The sequence below is a fragment of the Companilactobacillus mindensis DSM 14500 genome, from assembly GCF_001434275.1.
Taxonomy (GTDB): domain Bacteria; phylum Bacillota; class Bacilli; order Lactobacillales; family Lactobacillaceae; genus Companilactobacillus; species Companilactobacillus mindensis.
Map to the genome: position 1 here is coordinate 63,036 of NZ_AZEZ01000099.1, position 24,983 is coordinate 88,018.

Sequence of the window (24,983 nt, forward strand, 5' to 3'; positions counted from 1 at the left end):
GAGAATATTGTATGACTAAAGAAATTACATCAACAGATTTATCAAAATTTCAAACTGCATTTGAAAACACACCCGGTTCTTCAGCAATCAAAAATGCTGTTGCTAACAACGGTTTGTTCAAATCAAGTGAAACTATTGCTTCTAAGGTAGCAATGGATCCAACTTTCTCAGTTGAGCTCGACACTGGTAAAGTTGCTGACCAAAAACAATCAGGCCTTTGCTGGGTCTTTGCAGCTTTGAACACTATGAGACACCCTCTTCAAGACAACTTCAAGATCAAGGGCTTCGAATTGTCACAAGGCTACATGCTTTTCTGGGATAAGCTAGAAAAATCTAACTACTTCTTCGAAAACGTTATTAACACTGCCGCTTTACCTACTGGCGACCGCAAAGTCGACTTCTTAATGACTACTCCTCAACAAGATGGTGGTCAATGGGATATGGTCATGGCACTTGTTCAAAAATATGGTGTCGTTCCTAAGGCCGTAATGCCCGATACATTCAGTCGTACAAACTCTTCTGAATTAAATAACGTTCTCAACAAGAAATTACGTAAAGATGCTATCATCCTTCGTAACCTTGTCAACGACAACAAATCTGAAGAAGATATCGAACGTAAGAAGAACGAACTTCTCAGCGAAATTTACAAGATCTTGGTTTACACAGTTGGTCAACCACCTGTTAAATTCGACTGGGCTTACCGTGATGATGACAAGAACTATCACAAAGAAACTGGCATCACACCTCAAGAATTCTTCAAGAAGTATGTTGGCTGGGACTTAGACAGTTACATTTCAACTATCAATGCTCCAACAGCTGACAAACCATACAACCACGTTTACACAGTTGAAATGCTCGGCAACGTTGTTGGTGGACGCCAAGTTCGTCACTTGAACCTTGAAAACTCTGACTTCAAGAAACTCGCTATCAAACAATTACAAGATGGCGAAACAGTTTGGTTCGGTAGTGATGTTGGTCAAAGTTCTGACCGTAAGATTGGTATCATGGACACTAACATCTATGACCTTGAAGGCCTATTAGACACTGACCTATCAATGACAAAGGCAGAACGTCTTGACTACATCGAAAGTATGATGACCCACGCTATGGTCATTACTGGAGTTGATTTGGATGAAAACGGCAATCCATTGAAGTGGAAAGTCGAAAACTCATGGGGTGAAAAAGTTGGTAACAAAGGTTACTTTGTTATGAGCGACTCATGGTTCGATCAATTCGTTTACCAATTAGTTATCAACAAGAAGAACTTGTCTGATGACCTCAAAGAAACATTCGACAAAGAATCTAAAGATCCTAAAGTCTTGGCACCATGGGATCCAATGGGTGCTTTGGCATAGAGAGTGAAACAAACTCGGTTTAGAAAGATAAACAGACCGATTAACTTTAATATTTTAAAGAGCTTAGTAATCTTAGAAGATTGCTGAGCTCTTTTTTAATAAAAAGGCTCTATGGCGTTTGAAGTTTTAAGCGTTTTACTATAGAGTGCACTATATAAGGAATTTAATATCTAAAAGGAGTTGTCATAATGAAAAATAATCAATTTGCAATTCGTCCCACAGATTTTAAAACTCAGTTATCAGAACTCAGAGAGATTCAATTTTTGGATCAAGACAATGAGTCCGAAACCGACACGATCAAACTTTGGAAAAGCTTTTTAAGTAAGAGTTTCTTGGAAGCTCAAACCTCGTCAGTACTTGAAGAAAAATTGCAAACTTATATGGCAACTAGCGACATGAACCTAGATGAATATTTGGATTCTGCCACTAACGTTACTGTTGAAGCCTTCTACAATGTTGCTCTCCAGTTACTAAAATTCAACCCTGATGTCGACTTTTCATTTGACGCCCCCTTGGCCGCCATGAAAAAGATCCAATTATTAGTTGCCGACCATCAAAAAGACACCTTTACCACTGATGAATTAAAATCAGCATGGTATTGGCTACTTGCAACTCACAACAAAACTGGCCAAACGTTTATTGATTCACTTGCAACTAAGGGATACTTCACTAGATTTTATGGCAAGATCAACAAGCCAATGCTTTTCAACGGTAAAACCTTGCCTGTCTTTGATCCACATCAACTGATCAGAGAAGTTGTCTATGTCGAATCGCCACAAGACAGTGACCACGACGGCAAACGTGATTTATTAAAAGCTGAGATCCTACGTCCTAAAGAAACTGAAAATGGCCTCAAAGTACCAGTTCTTTACACAGCCAGTCCTTACAATCAAGGCACTAACGATGAAACTGGCGAAAAATTAACTCACGATGTCAACGTACCTCTAAAACACAAACAACCGAACGATCTCAAATACTCTGACATTGAATATAACGACCCCAAAACGCCATTGCCAAAAGCTCGTAACATCAATGGCCAAACTAAGCATGCCGAAGAAACCTTCTCACGTGAAAGTTCATACACTATGAATGATTACTTCCTAGCTCGTGGATTTGCGGTCATCTACATGGCTGGTATCGGTACGAAGGATTCTGACGGTCTCAGAACAACGGGAGATCCTGAAGAAACTACTTCAACTATTTCAATTATCAAGTGGTTGACCGGTCAACTTCCAGCCTTCACTAACCGAACTGATAACATTCAAATCACTGCTTGGTGGTCCAACCAAAAAGTAGCAATGACTGGTCGTTCATACTTAGGAACGCTTGCGACCGCTGCCGCCACGACTGGCGTAACTGGTTTAAAGACCGTCATCAGTGAAGCAGCTATTTCCAGCTGGTATGACTACTACCGTGATGGCGGTTTAGTTATCGCTCCCGGCGGTTTCCCTGGTGAAGATGCTGATGTGTTAGCTGAAGAAACCTTCTCACGTCGTCTGCAGCCAGGCGATTTCCACAAAATCAAGGATGAATGGAACGAACAGATCAAGGATATTTATCAAGGTGAAGACCGTAACAGTGGCGACTACAATACTTTCTGGGACGCTCGCAACTATCACAAGAATTTCAAGAATATCACGGCTGACGTTTTCATGGTCCACGGTTTGAATGATTGGAACGTCAAACCTAGAAACGTCGAAAGACTTTGGAACGGTATCAAGCATAACGGCGTTACACAAAAAATTATCTTGCATCAAGGTCAACATATCTATATCAACGCTTTCCGTTCGATCGATTACAGCGACATTATTAATCTCTGGTTAACGCATGAACTATTAGGCGTCGACAATCATGCCAAAGAAATCATTCCTAACGTAATCGTTCAAGACAATACCAAACCAGAAACTTGGACAGCTTATAAAGACTGGGCCAGTGCTGAAAATGAACAGGTTAATTATAATTTATCAGCTGATAAATTAGTAACTGAAAAAAGTCCCAAAGCAACTCACACATTTACTGACCAGTTACCTGAGAATGTCTTTAACTTGTATCGCGACCATAACGATACTTGGGAACATGATTTGATTGCCACTGATACCAAATTGGCCAACAATCAACTTACTTTTAAGACTGATGCGTTAGCTGACGATTTGACGATTAATGGTAAGACAACTGTCAATTTAAAAGTTTCTTCCAATGAAAATATCGGTCTCTTGAGTTTCCAACTGATCGACTATGGAAAAGCCAAACGACTCAACGTCTCACCTTCTATCTTAGGCAAAAACGCCTTAGCTGGGACCTACGATTGGCGTGAGGATGACTTGCGTGAATTTACCGCTGGCAAAGAGACTCCATTCAAGATGATCACCAAAGGTCACCTCAATTTACAAAACCGTGAAAACAATTACAAAGTGGATGAACTAAAACCAAATGTCTTTTATAATGTTAGTGTTGAATTACAACCAACGTTCTATAAACTACTTAAAGGTCACCAACTGGGCTTGATCGTTTATGCGACCGACTTTGGCATGACCGTTCGTGGTAATCAAAATATTGAATACACAGTTCAATTGGACGATTCGTCATTAATTGTTCCGACCCACACGAATTAAACCTTAATCGGCTAAATGCTTTGATATATATGCCTAACAACTGAACTAAATTAAGTTGTTTCATACAACCAATTCTAATGTTACAATTGCCGATGAACTGTTTATTTTTGGAGATTATTTATAATGGAAAAGACGCAATTAAACTCATTGAAGAATAACCCCCATTCAAAGAAAAGCTTAGCAGGATTCCTTATTGCTTTAGGAATCGTTTATGGAGATATTGGTACTTCTCCTCTTTATGTTATGCACTCTTTGATGGTTGGGAATGGTGGACTATCTAAGATGTCCACCAACTTTATTCTAGGAAGTGTTTCCTTAATATTTTGGACACTTACTCTAGTAACAACAATTAAATATGTGTTGATCGCTTTGCGGGCGGATAACCGTGGTGAAGGTGGTATCTTCGCCCTCTATACCTTGGTTAGAAAACGTGCTAAGTGGTTGATCATCCCAGCAATGATCGGTGGGGCAACCTTTCTTGCTGATGGTATGATGACACCGGCTGTTACCGTTACAGCTGCTATCGAAGGACTCAAAGGCATTGCAATTCACAATACCGTCCTTATCAGTACTCAGAACCAAGTAATCATCGTTACACTGATTATTTTGTCTACCTTATTCTTTATCCAAAGATTCGGTACTCAACTTATCGGACGAGCCTTTGGACCAATCATGTTGGTCTGGTTTGCTTTCCTTGGCTTGATGGGATTCGTCAACCTCACTTCCGATTGGACTATTATCAGAGCTTTAAACCCATATTATGCGATCGAATTGCTCAGAAGTCCGATGAACATTCGTGGGGTCTTCATCCTTGGTAGTATTTTCCTTGCTACTACTGGTGCCGAAGCACTTTACTCTGATATGGGACACGTTGGACGTCCTAATATCTACACAAGTTGGCCTTTCGTTAAGGTCTGCTTGCTATTAAGTTATTTAGGTCAAGCCACATGGATCCTAAATGCTAAAGATAACCATGCCCTTCAACAGATGGGTTCAGCTATGAATCCGTTCTATCAATCGATCCCAGCTAATTTCAGACTCTTCGGAATCTTTTTATCCGCTTTGGCTGCTATCATTGCTTCACAGGCTTTGATCTCTGGTTCTTATACTTTAGTTTCTGAAGCTACTAAATTAAAGATTTTCCCAAGATTAAAAACTTACTATCCAACTAATTTCAAAGGACAACTTTACATTCCAACTGTTAACTCAATTATTTGGGTCATCTGTTTGGGAATCGTCCTCTTTTTCAAGACTTCTGAAAACATGTCAAATGCTTACGGTCTTGAAATCACCATCACTATGTTAATGACTACGATCTTATTGCACCAATGGTTATTGATGAAACGGGCTAATCGCTTCTTTACAACGATCATCATCAGTTTCTTCTTTATCATTGAAGCTATCTTCTTTGTAACAAACAGTAGTAAATTCATTCACGGTGCTTATATCACTATGACGATTGCTGCTTTGTTGATTGCCGTTATGTTCATTTGGAGATACGGTGAATGTCTCAAAGATGACAATACTTATCGGAGTCACTTCGTTTCACTCTTGGCTTTCAAGCACCAACTAAATGATTTGAGAAAAGATCCTAGCTACCCACTTTATACAACTAACTTGGTTTACCTAACTAAGATCCACGACGGTTACCGGATCAAGAAGAATATTCTTTATTCGATCCTCGATAAACGTCCTAAACGTGCTGATGTCTATTGGTTCGTAACGGTCAATGTTACCGATGAACCATATACAGCTGCTTACAGTGTTGAAACTTTCGATACTGACTATATGGTCAGCGTTCAGTTGTACTTAGGATTTAGAGTTGATCAAAAGGTTAACGTTTATCTCCGTCAAGTTGTCAATGATATGATGTCAAATGGCGAGATCAAGCCACAACCACAGAAATATACGACGATTCCTGATCGTGATGTTGGTGACTTCTCCTTCGTTATTATCAAAGAGGTCCTTTCACCAGATACAAAGATCAGCGGTTTGAAGAAGAGTGTCATTCACATGAGATTGGTTCTTCAAAAATTCATTTCACCAGCTACTTGGTTCGGTCTTTCCTACAGCGATGTTGTGGAAGAACGTGTCCCATTAGTACTTGGTAAAGTTTCACTCAATCGTTTGCGTTTAGTCAGAAAAGATCGTTCAGCTTTGCAAGATATCAAGGTTGACGGCGAAATCGACGACGATGACGACGAATAATTTAATTTAAAAAGAGTCCTCTGATTCCAATTGCGGAATCAGAGGACTCTTTACGTTAATGATCAAAAGTTCAAACTTGGAAGATCTTAACTGATTTTTGGCCTAATTTATTGGTGATAAAATCAACCGCCCACTCGACATCCTTTTCCGGTGCACCCGACTTTGACAAGTTCCACGACAGATCCAAGATGACGTTGTGCCCATTATTCAATCTTAAAATAATATAGTGAGGAATGATTTTATTACCTGACTTGTCCTTATTGACGACTAAAGAATAAAAGTCGATATCATCGAAAGAAACCGTATTTTGCTTCTTAGCCAACGGTAAAAAGATTGCCTTGAGCCGTTTAGCCCAAGTACTGTAATCATAGTAATAAATATCTTTTTCCGTCACGCTCCATGAGTTATATAACGTTGGCAAACTGCGAGGATAAACCAACGTACTTTGGATCAAAAAGGCCAAGACACCTGTTATCGCTCCCCAAAGAAAATTCCTTTGTAGAATGATAAAACTAAACGTGCCAATGGCTGCTCCAAAAATCAAGCTGTTGAACAATGGTTTCAAACTAGGCTTTCTTGCAAAGCTTCTTTTCATCTTCATCGCCTACTTTTGATTTATTGATTTATTCATAATCTAAGATTAAAAATAACTTGCTGAAGCATTTAATTCAATTGTCTGAGCCTATTATGGACGACTTGTCATTATTCATACCTTTTACTTCAGATTGTTGCTTGTCGGCATTTATAATGCAGCTAATCAATGACTTTAATAAATTAATCATTGGTTATGGATATTTTTTTAAGAAAGAAAGTAATTGTTATGTTCAGCTACATTCAAATTCTCGACAAAAACGCTTCAATTTTCAAAGGATACGTTGACTATGAATTTTCGGATGACGCCCTTTCAATAACTATGATTCGTGGTGCGAAGACTTTACATCGTATTAAAATTCCGTTAGACGAAATCACTGATCTATTCATCAACGGTTACTACGGTAGTGAGGAAATCAGTTTCATCTATCAATCTCAAAAATATCGTTTCTTCAACACTGGTTACGGTGAATCTTCTTACTTCAAGAATCGTATTTCTAAAATGGTCACAGCTTAACAGTTACAAAACTAGAAAGCGGAGCAAAACGGTTAGATTCTGAGCAATTGCCTAGACCTAGGAATTGTCTGTCGGGTTTTGACAGATAATTTTCAGGCCGTAGCAATGCACAGGAATCTGGTTTGTGTGGCTTGTTTCAGAGTGTGACAGAACTCGGTTAACTTCCGAGCAATAATTGAAAAATCTCAATATTCGCATTATGAATATTGAGATTTTTACTATTGTGCGGAAGAAGTTGAGTTCTGTTGCACGTTTATGCTGCATATTTAACTTGTCAGAGCATTTTCTTATATTCCTAGTAACTTTACCAATCCACAGTTAATCTTTCTGACAAACGCAAATATTGAATAATAATCATTATGACAAGTATTTCTCTATACCATAAGCTACACCATCGTGATTATTGTCGAGCGTGAGATATTTTCCGTAGTCCTTCACTCCTGGCAAGGCGTTTTCCATAACGATCGGCGTACCAACTTCTTCTAGCATTGAAACATCATTGTAGCCATCGCCAAAAGCTGCCATGTCGCTTTGTTCTAAGTGTTCTAATTGTTGAATGTATTGAACGCCCAATGACTTTTGAGCTTTTTGGTTAGTAATTTCTAAATAAGTCTCACTTGATTGCAGAACGTTCAATCCTTGCAGATGCAGCTGACTTACTTTTTCATTCAGAGTTTTCATTTCCGATACATCAGGCGTTATCATCATGATTTTATAGATTTTTAAATCTGGCTGTTTTAATAAAGAAACAAAATCGACCATTGTTGGCGCCTGTCCACCATATTTAGCCTCTTTTTCAACGTATTTGTCCATTTTTTCAACATACCAGTCACTGGCGCCAAACAGACTGAGGTTCACAGAACCCAGATTATTCACAAGCACTTGCCAAATATGGCGAACATCTTCTAATGGCACAACGTTTTCCTGCAAGATCCGGCGTCCATTTTGCGTTTCTTGAAAAATCACTCCACCATTGAAAGCAATCTGTGGTTCGTCTAATCCCAGAGTATCAACGATTTCACTCATTTGAACTGGCGAGCGGGCTGAGACCAATGTAAAAGGTATTTGACTCTGTTTGATTACAGAAATGTTTTTTTCACTAATCCGGCACTCATCATCCAGTAAAGTACCATCCATATCCGAAAAAATGTGTTTTATCATAATTATTACCTCTCTTGATTATATATATAATTATAAAATACCTTGCCTAAACGCAAAACGAAAAAATACCCTCTGATTCAACAATACTGAATCAGAGGGTATTCTACATTAATGTTTAAAAGCTAAGCTTATTTTGCCTGCTCTCACTTTAAGCAAATGATGTTGCGACACTACCAATGATGATCAACAGGATTCCACCGATAGTAAATTTCAATTCTCGACTGCTCTTTTGTTCGTGGAGTACGAAGATACCACCAAAAGTACTGATAACAACATTTAATTGTGTCCAGATGAAGGCTGATGTATTACCGTTAGCCTTAGCTGAGAAAATATAAGCGAACGCCGCTACACCCCAGAAAATACCGGCAATGATATTTTGATATTGTTCTTTTTGAACAAAGGCCTTGCGGTCAGTGAATAGTGCATAAAGGATTGCTCCTAGCAAGATTCCTAGCATTTCAGGTAGGAAAATACCTGTTCCACTTTCATTCTTAACGATTGGCATACTTGGGAATGATGAGTAGATCCAGAAACCTACGGTTGTACATAATAAGAAGATTACATCTTTGGCTTCCAGTTTTTTACCTGAAGTACTGTCGCTGACTGAAGTCAATAAAGCTCCGATAATAACGACTACTAAAGCGAGAATACCAATGATCTTAGCTTGAGCTCCAGCCCAATCGCCGAAGATCAACATTCCGATAACTGAATTACCAACTAATTGGAAGACAGTTGATAAAGGTACTGTACCGGAAACACCGATACGTTTGAAAGAAATAAATTGTCCAATTTGACCGATCGTCCACAGTGCCCCGCACAAAACTGAGAACCAAAACGCCGTTACGCTGACGCTTGGTTGTGTGATCAAGTAAGAAATCAAGCCGACAATTGTAGCCCCAGCACCAATCCCAAACATTTGGTTAGCTGGTGAGCCACCGACTTTACCAGTGATAAGCGGCATGAAGCCCCAACCGATTGCTGGTATTAAAGCAATTAAAATATTCATATGAAACTCCCTCTTTGTTTGACAAAATACGAGTAATAATTATTTTTTTTAACGTGATATATTTCAGATACATAAGGAACCATTTGTCTCTTATAAAAAATCTCTTTTATTCATGTTTATTGGTAAATTATTACAAAAATTATGGTCAAAAGTGCCATTTGGCATGAAAAACCGTTTTTATTTATCTAGACCATTTAAATAGTTTACATCATTTTCTTAAAAAAGAAAGCATTTTCTTTTGAAAAGTGTAAAAAAATGAAAGTGCCTTCAAGTTCATCGCTGACTTTAAAGGCACTCTCATTTATTTTTGAATATAATTATTTCTTGGTTCGATTACTATTAATAATGTTAAGTTTACTGTCAAAATCGTAGACCAATGGTTCCCCATTAGCCACTTCTACACCGTCAATATCTTGGTCACTGATTCCTTCAATATATTTGATCAAAGCTCTGATCGTACTGCCGTGAGCGACGATCAACTGATTTTTGCCATCAAGTAAACGTGGAGCTACTTGATCGACATAATAAGGAATTATCCGTTGATAAGCTTGATACAAACTTTCAGCAACCGGCATGCTTCGACGATCAAGATATTTATAAGGGCCAACATTAGGATCAGGGGTCTGCAGTTGTGGTGGTATTGAATAAAAACTTCTTCGCCATAGATGCACTTGACTGACTCCATACTCTCTTCTAGTCCGGTCCTTGTTTAAGCCACGCAAAGCCCCATAGTGACGTTCATTTAAGCGCCAGCTCTTTGTGATTGGCACGTAATTGAGATTCAATTCATCTTGAATGATATAGGCCGTAATGATTGCCCGTTTCAAGACTGATGTGTGCACGTGATCGAATTCAAATCCCTTTAACTTTTTGGCCGCCACATGTGCTTGGACGATACCCTCTTGTGTCAAGCCAACATTATTCCAACCTGTATATTGATTCAAGGCATTAGCAGTACTCTCCCCATGCCTTACCATGACAAGTTTTACCATATTATGACGTTCCCAACTTTCATATAGAATTACTCTCTAATCTTAGCACAATTGCCATTTCTTATTAATTGATCAACGAATTATCCAATCCTCTAGAACACTCAGCTTGCAAGGTCACATGGGTAATGTGAAATTTATCATTCAACATTTTATCGACTTGGTCATACAATTGGTCAAGTTCCTTCATGTTGCAATTTTTCAAAACATTAATGTGAGCATCTAACATGATATGATTCTCATCGATCATCCAAACGTGCATGTGATGGACCTTAACGATTTCGGGAATTGTCAAAATCGCCTTCTGAACGGCATCCAGATCAATTTTAGGACTAGCCTCCATAAGGATGTTGATTGTTTCCGAAACTACGCTGTATGCTTCTTTTAAGAGCCATATAGCAATTATGATCGTAATAAGTGGGTCGACCCAATTCCAGTTGAACAAAATGACAAAAATTGACGCAATGAAAACACCCACTGATGACAAAGTGTCTGTCAACATATGTAAAAAGGTCGCTTTGATATTCAAATTATGTTTGGAACCCGTCAACAACAATAACATCGAGACAAAGTTCGCCAGTAGGCCAACGATCGACACTATCATCATCAATTTACCATTGATATGCTGGGGCTGCGACAATCTTTTGAAAGATTCAAAGACCATCATCAGCGTAATGATGACTAAAACGATCGAATTGACGAAAGCTGCTAAAATTTCAGCCCGTTTGTATCCAAAAGTTTTTTTAGTATTGTTCTTTCTTTTTCCGATGACATTGGCAACGTAGGAGATAACGATCGATAAAGAATCTTCTAAATTGTGAAAGGCGTCTGAAATTAGACCCAAACTTCCTGAGACAAAGCCACCCACGAATTCTACGGCGGTAATCAAGACATTCAAAACGGTCACGTAAAAGAACCGCTTTCCTGTTACATTTTCATGATCCATAGTCTCGCCTCCTCGTCTCTATCATACCAATATTTTTTCAAAGAAAATAAAAAAAAGATGGAACTTTTGTTCCACCTTTATAGATCCCTATATATTCCTTCTATTTCGTTGTCAATTTAGCGACAACTTTAATGGGATGAGCTACATCAATGATATCAGAGAATCTGTTTGTAACATAATCTCTCATACCGTCACGGGCTTCTTTCTTAGAAACGTTGTGACAGACGCGCTTCTCAGCAATTGTTTGGCCTTCCTTGCTCAAGAAATTACAAGTAACTTCATAATCGCCATGATTACCAAAAAACAACATCATTGTGACCCCCTTCTATGCTTAATAACTATCTCATTAACTTCGACCAGATATTTATACCACTTTTTCAAAGGCAGTTCAACACCGTAATTTTTATTTCTTTTATTTAAGAAAAACTAAGCATTTTTTGGTTAATTAATTCATAATTAGTAATTATGATATTATAATCTTAACGAATTATTCACAGGGGAGTAACGGCATGAAAAGGCAAAACAGAACTAATAATTCTCGTATGACTCGTGAAACGCTTCGACGCAAACATCTGCCATTTTATAAAAAGAAAAGATTTTTCATTCCAGTAATTTTTTTAATAATAATTATAATTGGTATATTTGCAATCTGGACGTCTAAGCCATCCAAAGATACACATTCAACGCAACCTTCTCACAAGATTGAAAAGGTCAAACCTAAGAAAAAAACAACCAAGAAAAAGACAACAAAAGCCAAGAAAACCAATCCAGCTCAAAAGGTCAAAAAAGAGAATCCTGCTAAACAAGTAACTAAGGAACCTGAGAAAAAAGCTGACACGTCTAACCAGATCAAAAATGCCGGCAGCTACGATAATCTTACTTATGACACTGATTGGTATACTTTCAAAATCTCAAATGAGGTCAAATTGATCAAAGATGCCAACGGAGATGCAGCTTTATTGATCAAATATAATTACACAAATAAGACACAAACTAATCAAGTACCGCAAAAAGTTCAAGCTAACGGCATCATGTTAAAACAAGATGGCCAACAACTGAACCCCACAACTGCTACCGGAGACAACGCAACTTTAGTCAACTCTAGCAACAATGGGATCGTTCAACCAGGCAAGAGCTTCGATGGTGCGCTGTTAGTTAAAGTAAATAGCACCACTTCTGAAGTCACCATATACTTCAAGAACATCCAAACGAACGATTGGCTCGACAGTACGCAGCCACTCAAATTAGATTAAAAAATGGTCAGTTTTCATTTTAACTTTTGAAAACTGACCATTTTTTGTAAATTTTAAATAAATTGACAACGATTCATTTATTCTTGAAAGCGTGTATAGAAGTTGCTTAATAATAGAAGAAATTATGTAAAAATAACTATATTAATCTTCTATTTTGAAATCCCGCAACTGAATATAACTGATAAACAAAGCGATAACTAAAAATATTCCCATACCATACAAAGAAAGCACTGAAAATTCCACATGAGCGGCCTCTGCCATCATTTTATCGGAAAACATTGGGAACATATCGCGCAGCGCATGCAGTAAAATTACAATACTCAAATTATGCGTCTTCACGTAAATCGTACCAAAGATGATTCCTAAAGCCATGGCAAACAATACTTGTGAGGACACGTAGCCAATCGAGAGCGCCTTTAAATTGATCAAGTGCAGTAATCCGAACAAAGCACTCGAAGCAATCACAGCTCCATAGACGTTTTTGTGGAATAATTCTAAAAACAGACTCAACAATAAACCTCTAAAGATGTACTCCTCAGCTAAACCAACTAACAGACAGACTACAATCACCCGAAACTTAACTTGGAAGTCCGCTACCGTTAACACTGGTGAATTCAAAAAAGCTACTATTATAATTGCAGGCAGCGACGTCGTGAATTGTTTAGATAAGTTGTGTTGATTGAACCAATAAATTTTTTGTTGGAAATATTGCCGATTGAGCAAGTAAGCCAAGACAAAAACTATCAAGTCACCGACACCTTGCCAGATACTCGTCACACTCGATTTTTTAATTACCAAACCGACAAGCATTAAGACAACCGGAAAAATCAAAAAAGCGATGATGATCTTAGACACATTGCTCTTTAATATCTTCATAAAAATCTCCTTTGAATGTTCTTCCTAAATTATATTAGAAATTGACTTGACATGAAACGCGTTCGCTAAAGTATTCTGTAATTGTTGAGATGTCGATCCTCCACAATAAACAATTTTTGCAGAGCCTACCCTTCAGATCGAATTTCATATATTTGCGAGTGAAACAAAACATAAGCAGCTTTCGAGAGCGAAAAGTCGTCTCTGATTCAGCATTTTGGTTTTTTTTCAAAGTTTGGTTGTTCACTGCCGTCTTCCATGAAATCCCGGCGGATTGCTGGAACGCTGTGAGAACGACTTCGAACCAATTCTACGAATTGTTTTGAAGATCGTCTGTCTCTAACCTGGCAAAGTACGCCAGCCAAGAGACTACTACGGCTGAGCATCCACCGGGATTCCATTCCAGACTAAACGTTTTTTTGTTTGTCTTACGTTAGTGGTATTAAAACTTTAAATCTAATGATTTTATATTTTATTCAAAACAGTACTAAAAATAGATCATCCAGCTGATTTTTGGATGATCTATTAGTGTATCTAAATAATTGTATGTAACCAAAGTTGAAAAAGAACCGCATTTCGAATCAGAAACGACTTTTTGTTCCAAACTAACTAACAATTTCAACATTATTTTCTTTACGTTTGAATCGAACTAAAACTTGTGCAATCGGTTCAGAAAACCAAAGATAGATCCAAGCTAATATGCTAAGACTAGTAGCCAGAATAAACAAATTACGATTGCCGTACGACAATTCAATTCGCATCGTATTATAATTTCTCGGCGCAATTATCTCAACCGAACCGCGTTTACTATAATTTGTAGTCACTGGACGACCATAAATATTAGCATTGGTGTATTTGTACTTCACATAAGGTAAGTCTATCTTGGTATTTTTCCTAATATGTCTGAAGGTAAAATAGTTGCCCTTGTAATCAGCTCTAGGAATTTGAACTGACTCCTTATTACCAACCCAGACATCGTGTTTTTCAACCGAATCAATCTGTTTTTGTTCACGAACAGGAACGTATTGGGCCAGATAAGAATCAGGAATTCTATCTTCATTGATCATTCTCTGATCGATAATCAGCTGGGATTTCGATAGAAGCGAATTTGGATAAGCATTTTGAATCGATGCGGTCCACAAACCACCAGCAATAATTGAAAGAACTATCGCCATTAAGACAAAACGTTTCTCAAAACTATCTTGGAAAATGATTGCTGCTTCTTGAGCCATCACAACAGAGCCGAATAATGTAGCAAATAACAAGAAACGAAATGGATACTGAATCACTTGCACTGGAGTATTTTGTAAAATAGTCCAAGGAAATAAGTTAGTTGTTAAGACCAAGGTAAAAATATACATTAGATAAGTCGCCTTGAAAGTACGACTAAATTTTTTAAAAAGTACCAATCCAATCAGCAAAGCCACTATTAAAATAAAACCAATATTGTAAGTATTTCCCTCAATTGCTCGGTAACTTGTATTGTTCAAACTAGCTTGGAACAATGCAGAAAAATCCAGTCCTTTCAATTTAGTAGGATCTGGCACACTATATTTCTGATAAGCTTCCTCCGACAGAAATGGAACGGTAAATACTAAGGTCGCCATAACTGTACTAATCATAGCTTTGAAAGTATTTAAAACTAACGTTTTTGAAAATTTAATTCGATAATACCAGATTGCCAATATCAAAATAAACAATATGACTGTCATAAAAGTTGTCAGTACATGCGAGAAGATCACCAATGATAATCCAATAGTAAGATTTTTCCACTGATGTCCTTCGCTAAAAAACAACTGATAGAAACCAACGAAGCAAAGTGGCAAAAAAACGCTCGCTAAATACTCTGCCAATGATGCTCGAGTAAACATTTCAATTAGACGATAAGTACTAAAGTTATAAATAATCGCAAATAATACTGCTAACTTACTACTGCCGGAAAACTTTTTCATCGAATAATGACTAATCAAAAATGATGTCATAAAGTAGAACAACAACCCCAAATAATAGGCACTGATCCAATTCCCTCTGACATGATAGAGCAACTGAAACGGTATCATGGTCAACCATGGATAAAAGATATTAACTCCATAACCCATTTTGCCAAAGTTAGTTGGTGAAATATTTGATGTCAATAATCCATCTGTAAAATTGAATCCCAATCCCATGATCCGTTGAAATTGATAATATATGTCATCGCCATTCCAAATAAAATTCCGTCTCAAAATCCAAAACATCGCTAATGAAAGTACTAAATATAAAACCAATACCAAAAATAGCTTTCGATATCGCTTGTTTAACTTTAAAATCCCCACAATAAATCCCCTAATTTATTTTTATGAACATATTCATTTATACCCTAAGTATCTTCCTTTATAAAGGATTTTTTATTTATATATAATTATTTTTATTAATCCAACACAAAAAAAGCATATCCCAAAGAGATTTGCTTTTTTGTAGTGTTTAAATTCTAGAATTTATATATGAAACGACATTTTTTATATCGGTTTGTGTTGTAGGAATCCCCGAAGATTTCCAAGCACAATTTAGGCGGATCGTCTGTTGATCAGTATCGATCACCAAGCAATTAATTTTACGAGCTAAGGGTGTATTCAAAGAACCACCCAAAGGATATTGCGTATTCATGATCGACTTGCCATCCACGATTGAAAAACGTTTGATATCTGAAAATGGTATGATGCAGAATTTATTTTGTCTGGGCAAAAAGATAGCTTGAATTTTCTTTGACCAACTACCGTAGTCATAGTAATAAATTCCTTTAGTGCCAATTTTCCAATAACCATAATAAATGGGCAGATATCTTGGATAAATCAGCGTACTCTCCAATCCAAAAGCAATCACACCAAAGATGATCCCAATCAACGGATATTTAGGAAACAGCGAACAAATTATTGTTGCTACCATTATTCCTAAAAAAATGCTGATCAACAATGGTTTAAAACTGATTTTTCTCTCGAAACTCAATTCTTTTTCCATACTAATCACCTTGATTATCTCTAACTACTATTAAAATAATCCCTTTGTAGATATTTAGCCAAAATAAAGCTTCCTTTTTAGTCAAAATGTCTCTTTTGGCACCAAAAAAAACGATGAAAGACAATCCACCTTAGGATTTATCTTCCATCGTTTTTCAATTAAATAATACTATTTTTTAGACTTTCTATTCTTACGACCCTTTTTCTTGTTGGCCTTATTAGGATTTTTCGTAAAGGCACGTTTGATAACCTCGAAAAATCCTAATGAACGAACAATGTGGTCGGGTTTGACATAAACTCGAATTGCTCGTAGAACTTTTTTAGGGTCACGTGAAGAGAATGAAAAGGTACCATTCTTTTTAGTTTCAATGGCATAGCGGGGAATCCATTTGCCGCCGAACATCACTGAAACGATCACCTTTCGTACTTCAGTCCAAGGAATTTGGATATAGTTACTAGCATCACGGTCATCATAAAATTCAAAGCCCTTATCTCCGACCATGATCTTACCGTAATCTGCCATTCCTAAGTGAGAAGTTGCATTCATGACCAAATCCGACTTCGTATTTAATGATTGAACCATTTAAACTAACCCCTTTATCTTTTTAAAAAGTATTATACGTCTTTATCTATTATCAAAAAAGAGGCGGAACTCATCTGAGTCCACCCCATATTTAAAAGTTTCTGAATTATTACATGATACCTAGAACGTGTAGCAATACACCTACAACGAACAAGCCAAGAATCATAACGATTGGTGAAACTTTCTTCTTTAGTAACCACATGCAAAGCAATGTTAGAAACAAAGCAGCTAAACCAGGAATCAATTGATCCAAGTTATCTTGCAATGTTGTAACTTTGTCGGGTGTCAATGATAGACCAGCTTTTTGTTGGATCAAAGCTTGTTGAATACCTTTAGCACCTGATGGTAAGTGTGCCCAATCAATGTAAGCACCTTTATCTAGTTTAACAGTTGAAACTGTTGGTGTGAATTTAACAGAAACCCAACGGTTAACCAATGAACCTAGGATGAACATACCTAGAATTGAAGCACCCTTAGTAATATCTTGTAAGATACCACCTGAAAGGTCATCTGTAATCTTAGAACCAGCTTGATAGCCAAGTTCTTGTGTGTACCACATGAAGGCCATACGAATAGCATTCCATGCAATGAAGTAAATGATTGGTCCAAGAATATTACCAGTCATGGCAAGTGAAGCAGCCAAGGCACCGATAATAGGCTTAACAGTGAACCAGAACACAGGATCACCAATACCAGCCAAAGGACCCATCATACCAACTTTAACACCTTGGATAGTAACATCATCGATAGGTGCACCATTGGCACGTTCTTCTTCCAAAGCCATAGTAACACCAAGAATAGGTGAAGCTAGGTATGGGTGAGTATTGAAGAATTCCATGTGACGCTTCAAAGCAGCGGCACGGTCTTCTTTTGTTGTATATAATTTTTTAAGGACTGGGATTAATGAATAAGCCCAACCACCATTTTGCATACGTTCGTAGTTCCATGAACCTTGTAGGAAGGTTGAACGCCACCAAACGGAAATTCTATCTTTTTTAGAAATCTTTACTTGATCTGCCATTTTTTTGTGTTCTCCCCTCTTAGTAGTTATCTATGATATCGCCGACTGGATCACCAGTGTTGGAGTTTCCTCCGCCACCGTTGCCACCGTTACCACCTGATTTTTCCAATTTCAAGTAGATAAGTGCGATAGAAATACCGATAGCACCAAGTCCAATAAGTGTTAATTGTGTAACTGTAGCTAACACAAAACCAATTGCGAAGAATGGCCATACTTCTCTAGTAGCCATCATGTTGATAACCATTGCATAACCAACGGCAACAACCATACCACCACCAATGGCAAGACCATCAGTTAACCAAGTAGGCATAGCGTTAAGCATTTCTCTAACGGGACCAGCACCAATTGCTAGGATCAAAGCAGCAGGGATAGCGATACGAGCACCTTGCATAGCAATAGCGATATATTGCCACATTTCAAGTTTCTTAAAACTACCTTCCTCGGCAGCTCTATCCATGATGTGAACAATACCAGTTGCCAATGTACGAGCCAAAATTGTTAGTAACAATCCGGCAACAGCCAAAGGAACGGCGATGGCAATAGCTGAAGAAACACCAGCCTTACCTTTGCCACCAAGAACAAGAATAATAGCTGAAGCAACAGCTGCCAAAGCAGCATCAGGTGCTACGGCAGCACCGATATTAGCCCAACCTAAGGCGATCATTTGTAATGAACCACCAAGGATAAGACATGGTAATAATTGACCTGTAACTAAGCCGATTAAAGTACAAGCAATAACTGGTTGGTGGAAGTGGAATTCATCCAAGATACCTTCCATACCAGCTAAGAAAGATACTAAAACGACTAAAATCATTTGAATAGCATTCAATTGCATGATTATAATCCTCCGTTTAATTTCTCAAACATATATGTATGTGTTAAATTATTTTTCTTTGTTAAGTTCATCTTGAGCTTTCTTCATAATGGCATCGAGATTATCTTTTGAGTCTGTAGGAACTTTACGAACATCAAACTTGATGCCTTCTTTTTCCATAGCCTTGTAAGTATCGATATCATTTTGATCAAAAGCCAAAACCTTGTTAGGTTGAACTTTACCAACTGAGTGAGCCATTGAACCAACATTGATTGTCTTCAATGGAACTCCTCCGTCAATTGCCTTCTTAGCATCTTGTGGTGTTTCGAAAAGCAATAGTGCACGTTGACCACCAAAGTGTTTATCATCTTTAGCAATCTTGATCATTTGCTTGATAGGAATAACGTGAGCCTTAACACCTGATGGTGCAGCTTGCATAATCATTTGTTTACGCAAATCATCCTTAGCAACGTTATCTGAAACAACAATGATACGTGTAGGATTTGTTGTCTTAGTCCAAGCAGTAGCAACTTGACCATGCAATAGACGTGTATCAACACGTGCCAAAACATATTCCAATGAGCCTGGTTGACCACCTGTAGGTGCTTGTTTAGAAGCCTTAGGAGCTTCCTTAGGTTGTAGAGATTCTGGACGAACCTTTACACCATCTTTAGCAGTTTCAATGATGTGAGCAGCAATTTCTTGTGCTGAATTCATTGATAGACGTGAAGCATATGCTTCGATCAACATTGGCAAGTTAAGACCAGCAACGATAGCCCACTTGTCTTTGTGTGCTTCGAACAAACCATTAACTTGGTTAAATGGTGTTCCACCCCATAAGTCAACTAAGAACAAAACTTGTTCTTGATCTTCAAGAGAAGAAACAGCTTCTTCCAATTTTGCCTTGAGATCATCAGGACCCATGCTAGGTTGCAATGTAACGGATTGAACATCTTTTTGTTCACCGAAAATCATTGACCCTGACATCTTGATGCCATCAGCAAAGTCACCATGGCTTGCAATAACAATTCCAACCATGTTTAATCCTCCTTTATTTTTCTGTCATTAAAGCGCTTACTTTGACCACCCATTATGGCCGAATTGACAAAAATAGAATAATTTCGAAATAAATCGCTTTAATAGAGCTCACCCTTCATGTGAACCCTTACATAATATCATTTTTTCAGAAAAAAAACAGCTCTTTTAAAAAAAAGTAATAGTAATAAATAAAAATGATTTTGCACTTTTGATATAACTTTTTTAATTCATTTTTCAAGCTTCTCCGCCTTCAAAAGCGACTACCAAGGCAACATGTTTAGATAAAAGATCAGCCTTTGAGAGACTAAAATAGAACATTTTTTTACGGTTAATTCAGTGACTTGTGACGACTGAAAGGGATTCATAGCTTTTAGTATTTTCAGCCGTTTTCGGGTTTAATTCCTTTTATACCAGCATTTTCAATTTAGTTAAAAAAGCTACGACGATTTTGAAAATATTTTTTCACATGTTACTTCCGCGTAACATTCTGTTACATGGGGTTGATGAATTTGTCGATATGAAAAGTGATAAATCAATCGGACTTCATTTTCCTGAAACTGGTAGGTACCAATTTGCATAGACCTTTTTCCCCAAATAAATATTTTTTATTTTTTTGTTAAATTACTAAAACGGTTTCATTTTTGGAGAATTTAACCAAAAAAATAGTTCAAATTCCGTTGATTATTTTTATCAATTCGGAATTTGAACTATCTATAATTCGGCTTCTTCAATTGTTGAATGTTGTTGATTGTACGAGTTGCCCCACTTCTCCATTGCCAATATCACTGGCTCCAAACTCTTGCCAAAGTCTGTCATTTGATAATCCGTACTCAAAGGCTTAGTTTGATAAATATTTTTTTGAATCAGGCCGTCCTGTTCCAATTCATGCAGTTGTAGGGCCAACATTCTTTGCGAACAGTCTTTTAGGTCCCGATGCAATTGTCCAAAATGACAAGTTTTTTCCTTTAGTAAGTGATATAAGATCACGCTTTTCCACTTGCCCGAAATAAATTGCAATGTACTTTCCACCGGACAGCCCGCCTGACAATCATAAACACGTCTCGTCATAAAAATCTCCTTGTTGGTTAATTATTTATCTGGCTACTGAATTTTTTGTAACTAATTACAAATATTACAGAATTGTACTTTTCCCCCATTGCTTTATGCTGATTTCGAAAGGAAGTTATCAATTATGAAAGCTATTGGTTTTACAGAATCTCTACCTATTAATAGTCCCAAAAGTTTTGAAGAATTCGAATTGCCAACTCCTACACCTAAAGGACACGACTTGCTCGTAAAAATTCAAGGAGTCTCAGTGAACCCGGTCGATGTCTTTGTTCGTCGTGGCAGTCGTTCCAAATTAAAACAGCCGAAAATTATCGGTTGGGATGCTGTTGGAATAGTGCAAGCAGTCGGTGAGTCAGTAACCTTATTCAAACCTGGTGAACAAGTCTTTTATGCTGGTTCCTTTAAACGTCCCGGCAGCGATGCAGAATATCAATTAGTTGATGAACGTATTACTGGCAAAGCCCCCAAACATTTATCGATTGCAGAAATTGCTGCAATGCCATTAACTTCGTTGACTGCTTGGGAAGCTCTCTTTGAACAGCTGGAAATTGACCCTGAGAATAAAGTCGACAATCAGTCACGGACTATTTTGATTATCAACGGATCTGGTGGCGTTGGCTCTATTGCAACTCAATTGGCACATTGGGCCAACTTAAAAGTTATTGCCTCGGCATCACGTCCTGAAACGATTCAATGGACCAAAGAACACGGAGCAGATTTGACAGTAAATCACCGTAAGGACCTAGTGAATGAAGTCCACAACTTAGGCTATCAATACGTTGATTATATCTTAGAACTAAATGATCTCGATGGCCATTGGAACGAAATGGCCGAATTAATCAAGCCTAGTGGCCGCATCGCTTCGATCACCGAGAACCGTCGACCAATCAATTTGAAAAAGTTAACTACTAAGCGTGCTAAATTTGCTTGGGAATGGATGTACTCCAAATCATACTATCAAACACCCGATATGATCACTCAACATCAAATTCTCAATCGCATCGCCGCTTTGTTGGATCAACATATTATTCAATCGACTATGACTCAAGCCCTTCAACCTATTAACGTCGATAATCTCAAAAAAGCCCACCAATTAGTGGAGACAAATCACATGATCGGCAAAGTCGTGATTCACAACTAAACAGTATCATAATTGATTATTAGCACTAACGTAAAAAATACTCCAACTCCAGAAAAACCAAATGGGCAAGATAACCCTAAAGAAATGGTTCTTTTTCAACTTTGGTTACAGACAATTATTTAGATATACTAATAGGCCATCCAAAAATCAGCTGGATGACCCATTTTTAGTATTATCGTAAATAAAATATCGAATCATTAAATTTAAAATTTTAACACTACTAATGTAAAACAAATAAAAAACCAACTAGTCTGGAATGAAATTCTGGTGGACTCTCACGTGGTAGTCTCTTGGCTGGCGGTCCTTTGCCAGGTTAGAGACAGACAAGCTTAGAGACAATTCGAACTGTAATTAGCTCTAAGTTGCTCTCACTGCGTTCCAGCGTCCACCAGAATTTCATGGAAGACGGCAGTGAACAACCAAACTTGAAAAAGAACCAAAGAAATCAAGTTATCTTGCCCATTTTAATTTTGGTTGAACTAACAATCGTAATCCCAAGCTAAGCTATAACTCACTATTAGTTTCAATCTAATATACAACATTCAAATTGGTCTACCTAAATTAAATAAACCGATCAATTATCAAAAGTTTACATTCATGATTCGATCAATGGAATTCTTTCATAACCACCCAAACTTTTCATAATCAAAATTCATTACAAAATTGATTTTCGAAATCAGTTTTTTTCGTTATTTCTTAATTATTTGTAGCTTTTTTCACAATAATCTGAGTATAATAAAGTTGCAGAAAATTTAAGGAGGAAAACTATGAAAATAATTATCGCAGGTGCGGGTGCCATGGGTAGCCGCTTTGGAATCATGCTTCACAAAGGTGGCAACGACGTTACTCTAGTCGACGGTTGGCCAGATCACGTCAATGCTATCAAGGAAAATGGTTTAAAGGCAAACTTCAACGGTGAGGATATCACAGTCAACATCCCCGTTATGCTTCAATCTGAAATCAGTGCTGGTGAAAAGGCTGATTTAATTATATTATTCACTAAATCAATGCAATTGGATAAGATGTTGCAAGACGTCAAACCACTGATTGCTCCTGAAACAAAAATCCTTTGTCTGTTGAATGGTATTGGTCATGAAGATACCATCGAAAAGTACATTCCAATGGAAAATATCTTCATTGGTAACACTATGTGGACAGCTGGTCTAGTTGGTCCTGGTCAAGTTAAATTATTCGGAAGCGGTTCAGTTGAACTACAAAATCTTGGTAAGAACCAAGAAGATAGTGCTAAGCAATTAGCTCAAGTGCTTTCTGATTCTGGCTTGAATGCTAAGTATTCTGACAACATTCACTATTCGATCTATCGTAAAGCTTGTGTTAACGGAACTATGAACTGTCTCTGTTCAATCCTTGACGTCAACATGGCTGAATTCGGTGCTACTAAACCAGCTCACGATATCGTCGTTACAGTTGTTAACGAATTTGCTGCCGTTGCTAAGCACGAAGGCGTTGATCTAGACGTCAAAGAAGTCGTTGAACATGTTGAATCATGCTTTGATCCTGAAACAATCGGTAAACACTACCCTTCAATGTATCAAGATTTAATTAATAATCACCGTCTTACAGAAATCGATTACATCAACGGCGCCGTAGCACGTAAAGGTAAAAAATACGGCATCCCTACTCCATACTGTGACCTATTGACACAATTAATTCATTGCAAAGAAGACATTCTTGAGGCAAAATAATAAAAATATTATTTTAGGTCATAGGGGGGATTATTATTATGAATAAAAAATTAACGGCCAAAATATTTTTAAACAAAGTTCTATCAGGAACCGCAACCGGAATCATTATCGGATTGATTCCCAATGCTGTTTTAGCTGCTATCTTGAAATTGTTCGGTAACAATCCTTTTGCTCTTGCAATCGGGCAAATGGCGATCATCTTCCAATTAGGAACACCACTTTTGATTGGGGCTTTGATTGCTTTACAATTTGAATTCAAACCAATGCCAATGATGGTCGTTGGTGGAGCCGCCTTTGTCGGTTCCGGAGTTATTAAGTTCGACGCCAAAGCTCAAGCCTATATCGGAGCTGGTACGGGTGACATCATCAATACTATGCTGACAGCTGCGATTGCCGTCGGCCTGATCCTTTTGATCGATGACAAATTCGGTTCAGTTGCCATTGTTTTAACGCCAATCGTCGTTGGTGTCGGAGCTGTTTTGATCGGGTTCTACTTATACCCATACGTTACCGATATTACTAAAGCTATCGGAGATGGAATCAACTCTTTCACTAACTTACAGCCAATTCTAATGTGTATCTTGATCAGTTGTGCATTTGCCACTTTGATCATCTCACCTATTTCAACCGTTGCTATCGGTATGGCTATTCAGTTGAAAGGTATTTCTGCCGGTGCTGCTGCTATGGGTGTGGCTGCTACGACTATCGTCTTAGTTGTCAACTCATGGAAGATCAACAAACCTGGTGTTACCATTGCGATTGCTTTGGGCGCTATGAAGATGATGATGCCTAACCTCTTTAGAAAACCTATTATCTTAGTACCTTGCTTGATCACTGCTGCTGTTTCAGCAATTCCAGTTGCTCTCTTCAGCATCTCAGGTACACCGGCCTCAGCTGGTTTCGGTTTAGTTGGTTTAGTTGGACCTTTGGCTTCAATGGAAGCTGGACTCAATGTGATCTTACTTTTGATCAGTTGGCTTTTAGTCCCAGTTGTTGTGGCTTTGGCTCTTCAATTCTTACTAGAAAAGATCTTGCATCTATACAACCGTAAAGATGTCTTTGAATTCTTAGGTTAAAATCAATAAAAAAAGGCTATCGAGATTAA

The 24,983-nt window shown here is 37.7% G+C and carries 22 protein-coding genes; 8 read left to right on the forward strand and 14 right to left on the reverse strand.

The annotated features are described in order from the left end of the window. Positions 1–11 precede the first annotated feature (11 nt). The 3 genes from FD29_RS10115 (at position 12) to FD29_RS10125 (ending at position 6,175) form a co-directional block, all read left to right on the forward strand. A complete protein-coding gene (locus FD29_RS10115) occupies positions 12–1,355 on the forward strand; it encodes a C1 family peptidase (protein WP_057888814.1) in 1,344 nt (447 codons plus the stop codon). Positions 1,356–1,543: 188 nt separating this feature from the next. Continuing rightward, entirely contained in the window at positions 1,544–3,967 is a 2,424-nt protein-coding gene (locus FD29_RS10120) for a Xaa-Pro dipeptidyl-peptidase (protein ID WP_057888815.1), read from the forward strand. 123 nt (positions 3,968–4,090) lie between these two features. After that, positions 4,091–6,175, forward strand: a complete 2,085-nt coding sequence (locus FD29_RS10125) for a KUP/HAK/KT family potassium transporter (RefSeq protein WP_057888816.1) — start codon at positions 4,091–4,093, stop codon at positions 6,173–6,175. Between the two features lie 70 nt (positions 6,176–6,245). Here the strand turns inward: FD29_RS10125 and FD29_RS10130 are convergent, their stop codons facing one another. Next, entirely contained in the window at positions 6,246–6,770 is a 525-nt protein-coding gene (locus FD29_RS10130) for a hypothetical protein (protein ID WP_057888817.1), read from the reverse strand. Between the two features lie 225 nt (positions 6,771–6,995). Between FD29_RS10130 and FD29_RS10135 the strand changes: the two genes are divergently transcribed. After that, a complete protein-coding gene (locus FD29_RS10135) occupies positions 6,996–7,283 on the forward strand; it encodes a hypothetical protein (protein ID WP_057888818.1) in 288 nt (95 codons plus the stop codon). 357 nt (positions 7,284–7,640) lie between these two features. Here FD29_RS10135 and FD29_RS10140 read toward each other — a convergent pair whose 3' ends face one another. From FD29_RS10140 to FD29_RS10160, 5 genes are all read right to left on the reverse strand, one after another. Then, positions 7,641–8,444, reverse strand: coding sequence for a Cof-type HAD-IIB family hydrolase (locus FD29_RS10140; RefSeq protein WP_057888819.1), 804 nt, complete (start codon positions 8,442–8,444; stop codon positions 7,641–7,643). Positions 8,445–8,592: 148 nt separating this feature from the next. After that, a complete protein-coding gene (locus tag FD29_RS10145; RefSeq protein ID WP_057888820.1) occupies positions 8,593–9,450 on the reverse strand; it encodes a GRP family sugar transporter in 858 nt (285 codons plus the stop codon). 317 nt (positions 9,451–9,767) lie between these two features. Beyond that, positions 9,768–10,442, reverse strand: coding sequence for a 2,3-bisphosphoglycerate-dependent phosphoglycerate mutase (locus FD29_RS10150; protein WP_057888821.1), 675 nt, complete (start codon positions 10,440–10,442; stop codon positions 9,768–9,770). Positions 10,443–10,506: 64 nt separating this feature from the next. Next, positions 10,507–11,385: a cation diffusion facilitator family transporter gene (locus FD29_RS10155; RefSeq protein WP_057888822.1), complete on the reverse strand. Its 879-nt coding sequence runs from the start codon at positions 11,383–11,385 to the stop codon at positions 10,507–10,509. Between the two features lie 100 nt (positions 11,386–11,485). After that, entirely contained in the window at positions 11,486–11,698 is a 213-nt protein-coding gene (locus FD29_RS10160) for a hypothetical protein (protein ID WP_235804300.1), read from the reverse strand. Between the two features lie 196 nt (positions 11,699–11,894). Between FD29_RS10160 and FD29_RS10165 the strand changes: the two genes are divergently transcribed. Beyond that, the gene (locus FD29_RS10165; protein WP_057888824.1) at positions 11,895–12,638 is read left to right on the forward strand and encodes a DUF5067 domain-containing protein; all 744 of its coding nucleotides are present in this window, start codon (positions 11,895–11,897) and stop codon (positions 12,636–12,638) included. Between the two features lie 141 nt (positions 12,639–12,779). Here the strand turns inward: FD29_RS10165 and FD29_RS10170 are convergent, their stop codons facing one another. The 8 genes from FD29_RS10170 to FD29_RS10205 form a co-directional block, all read right to left on the reverse strand. Next, entirely contained in the window at positions 12,780–13,514 is a 735-nt protein-coding gene (locus FD29_RS10170; RefSeq protein WP_057888825.1) for a CPBP family intramembrane glutamic endopeptidase, read from the reverse strand. 602 nt (positions 13,515–14,116) lie between these two features. Then, positions 14,117–15,826: a hypothetical protein gene (locus FD29_RS10175; protein ID WP_057888826.1), complete on the reverse strand. Its 1,710-nt coding sequence runs from the start codon at positions 15,824–15,826 to the stop codon at positions 14,117–14,119. 148 nt (positions 15,827–15,974) lie between these two features. Continuing rightward, the gene (locus FD29_RS10180; RefSeq protein ID WP_057888827.1) at positions 15,975–16,508 is read right to left on the reverse strand and encodes a hypothetical protein; all 534 of its coding nucleotides are present in this window, start codon (positions 16,506–16,508) and stop codon (positions 15,975–15,977) included. A gap of 168 nt (positions 16,509–16,676) precedes the next feature. Continuing rightward, positions 16,677–17,090: a DUF956 family protein gene (locus FD29_RS10185; protein ID WP_057888828.1), complete on the reverse strand. Its 414-nt coding sequence runs from the start codon at positions 17,088–17,090 to the stop codon at positions 16,677–16,679. Between the two features lie 109 nt (positions 17,091–17,199). Further along, positions 17,200–18,111 carry a PTS system mannose/fructose/sorbose family transporter subunit IID gene (locus FD29_RS10190; RefSeq protein ID WP_057888829.1) on the reverse strand — a complete coding sequence of 304 codons (912 nt, stop codon included), beginning with the start codon at positions 18,109–18,111 and terminating at the stop codon, positions 17,200–17,202. Between the two features lie 19 nt (positions 18,112–18,130). Next, positions 18,131–18,946: a PTS mannose/fructose/sorbose transporter subunit IIC gene (locus FD29_RS10195; RefSeq protein ID WP_057888830.1), complete on the reverse strand. Its 816-nt coding sequence runs from the start codon at positions 18,944–18,946 to the stop codon at positions 18,131–18,133. Between the two features lie 48 nt (positions 18,947–18,994). Further along, positions 18,995–19,963: a PTS sugar transporter subunit IIB gene (locus tag FD29_RS10200; RefSeq protein ID WP_057888831.1), complete on the reverse strand. Its 969-nt coding sequence runs from the start codon at positions 19,961–19,963 to the stop codon at positions 18,995–18,997. A gap of 711 nt (positions 19,964–20,674) precedes the next feature. After that, positions 20,675–21,031, reverse strand: coding sequence for a winged helix-turn-helix transcriptional regulator (locus FD29_RS10205; RefSeq protein ID WP_057888832.1), 357 nt, complete (start codon positions 21,029–21,031; stop codon positions 20,675–20,677). A gap of 124 nt (positions 21,032–21,155) precedes the next feature. Between FD29_RS10205 and FD29_RS10210 the strand changes: the two genes are divergently transcribed. The 3 genes from FD29_RS10210 to FD29_RS10220 all read left to right on the forward strand — a co-directional run bounded on the left by FD29_RS10210 (position 21,156) and on the right by FD29_RS10220 (position 24,954). After that, positions 21,156–22,172, forward strand: coding sequence for a zinc-binding alcohol dehydrogenase family protein (locus FD29_RS10210; RefSeq protein WP_057888833.1), 1,017 nt, complete (start codon positions 21,156–21,158; stop codon positions 22,170–22,172). 767 nt (positions 22,173–22,939) lie between these two features. Continuing rightward, complete coding sequence (locus FD29_RS10215) at positions 22,940–23,878, forward strand: 2-dehydropantoate 2-reductase (protein ID WP_057888834.1); 939 nt, start codon at positions 22,940–22,942, stop codon at positions 23,876–23,878. Positions 23,879–23,916: 38 nt separating this feature from the next. After that, complete coding sequence (locus tag FD29_RS10220; protein WP_057888835.1) at positions 23,917–24,954, forward strand: PTS sugar transporter subunit IIC; 1,038 nt, start codon at positions 23,917–23,919, stop codon at positions 24,952–24,954. The last annotated feature ends 29 nt before the right edge of the window (positions 24,955–24,983 follow it).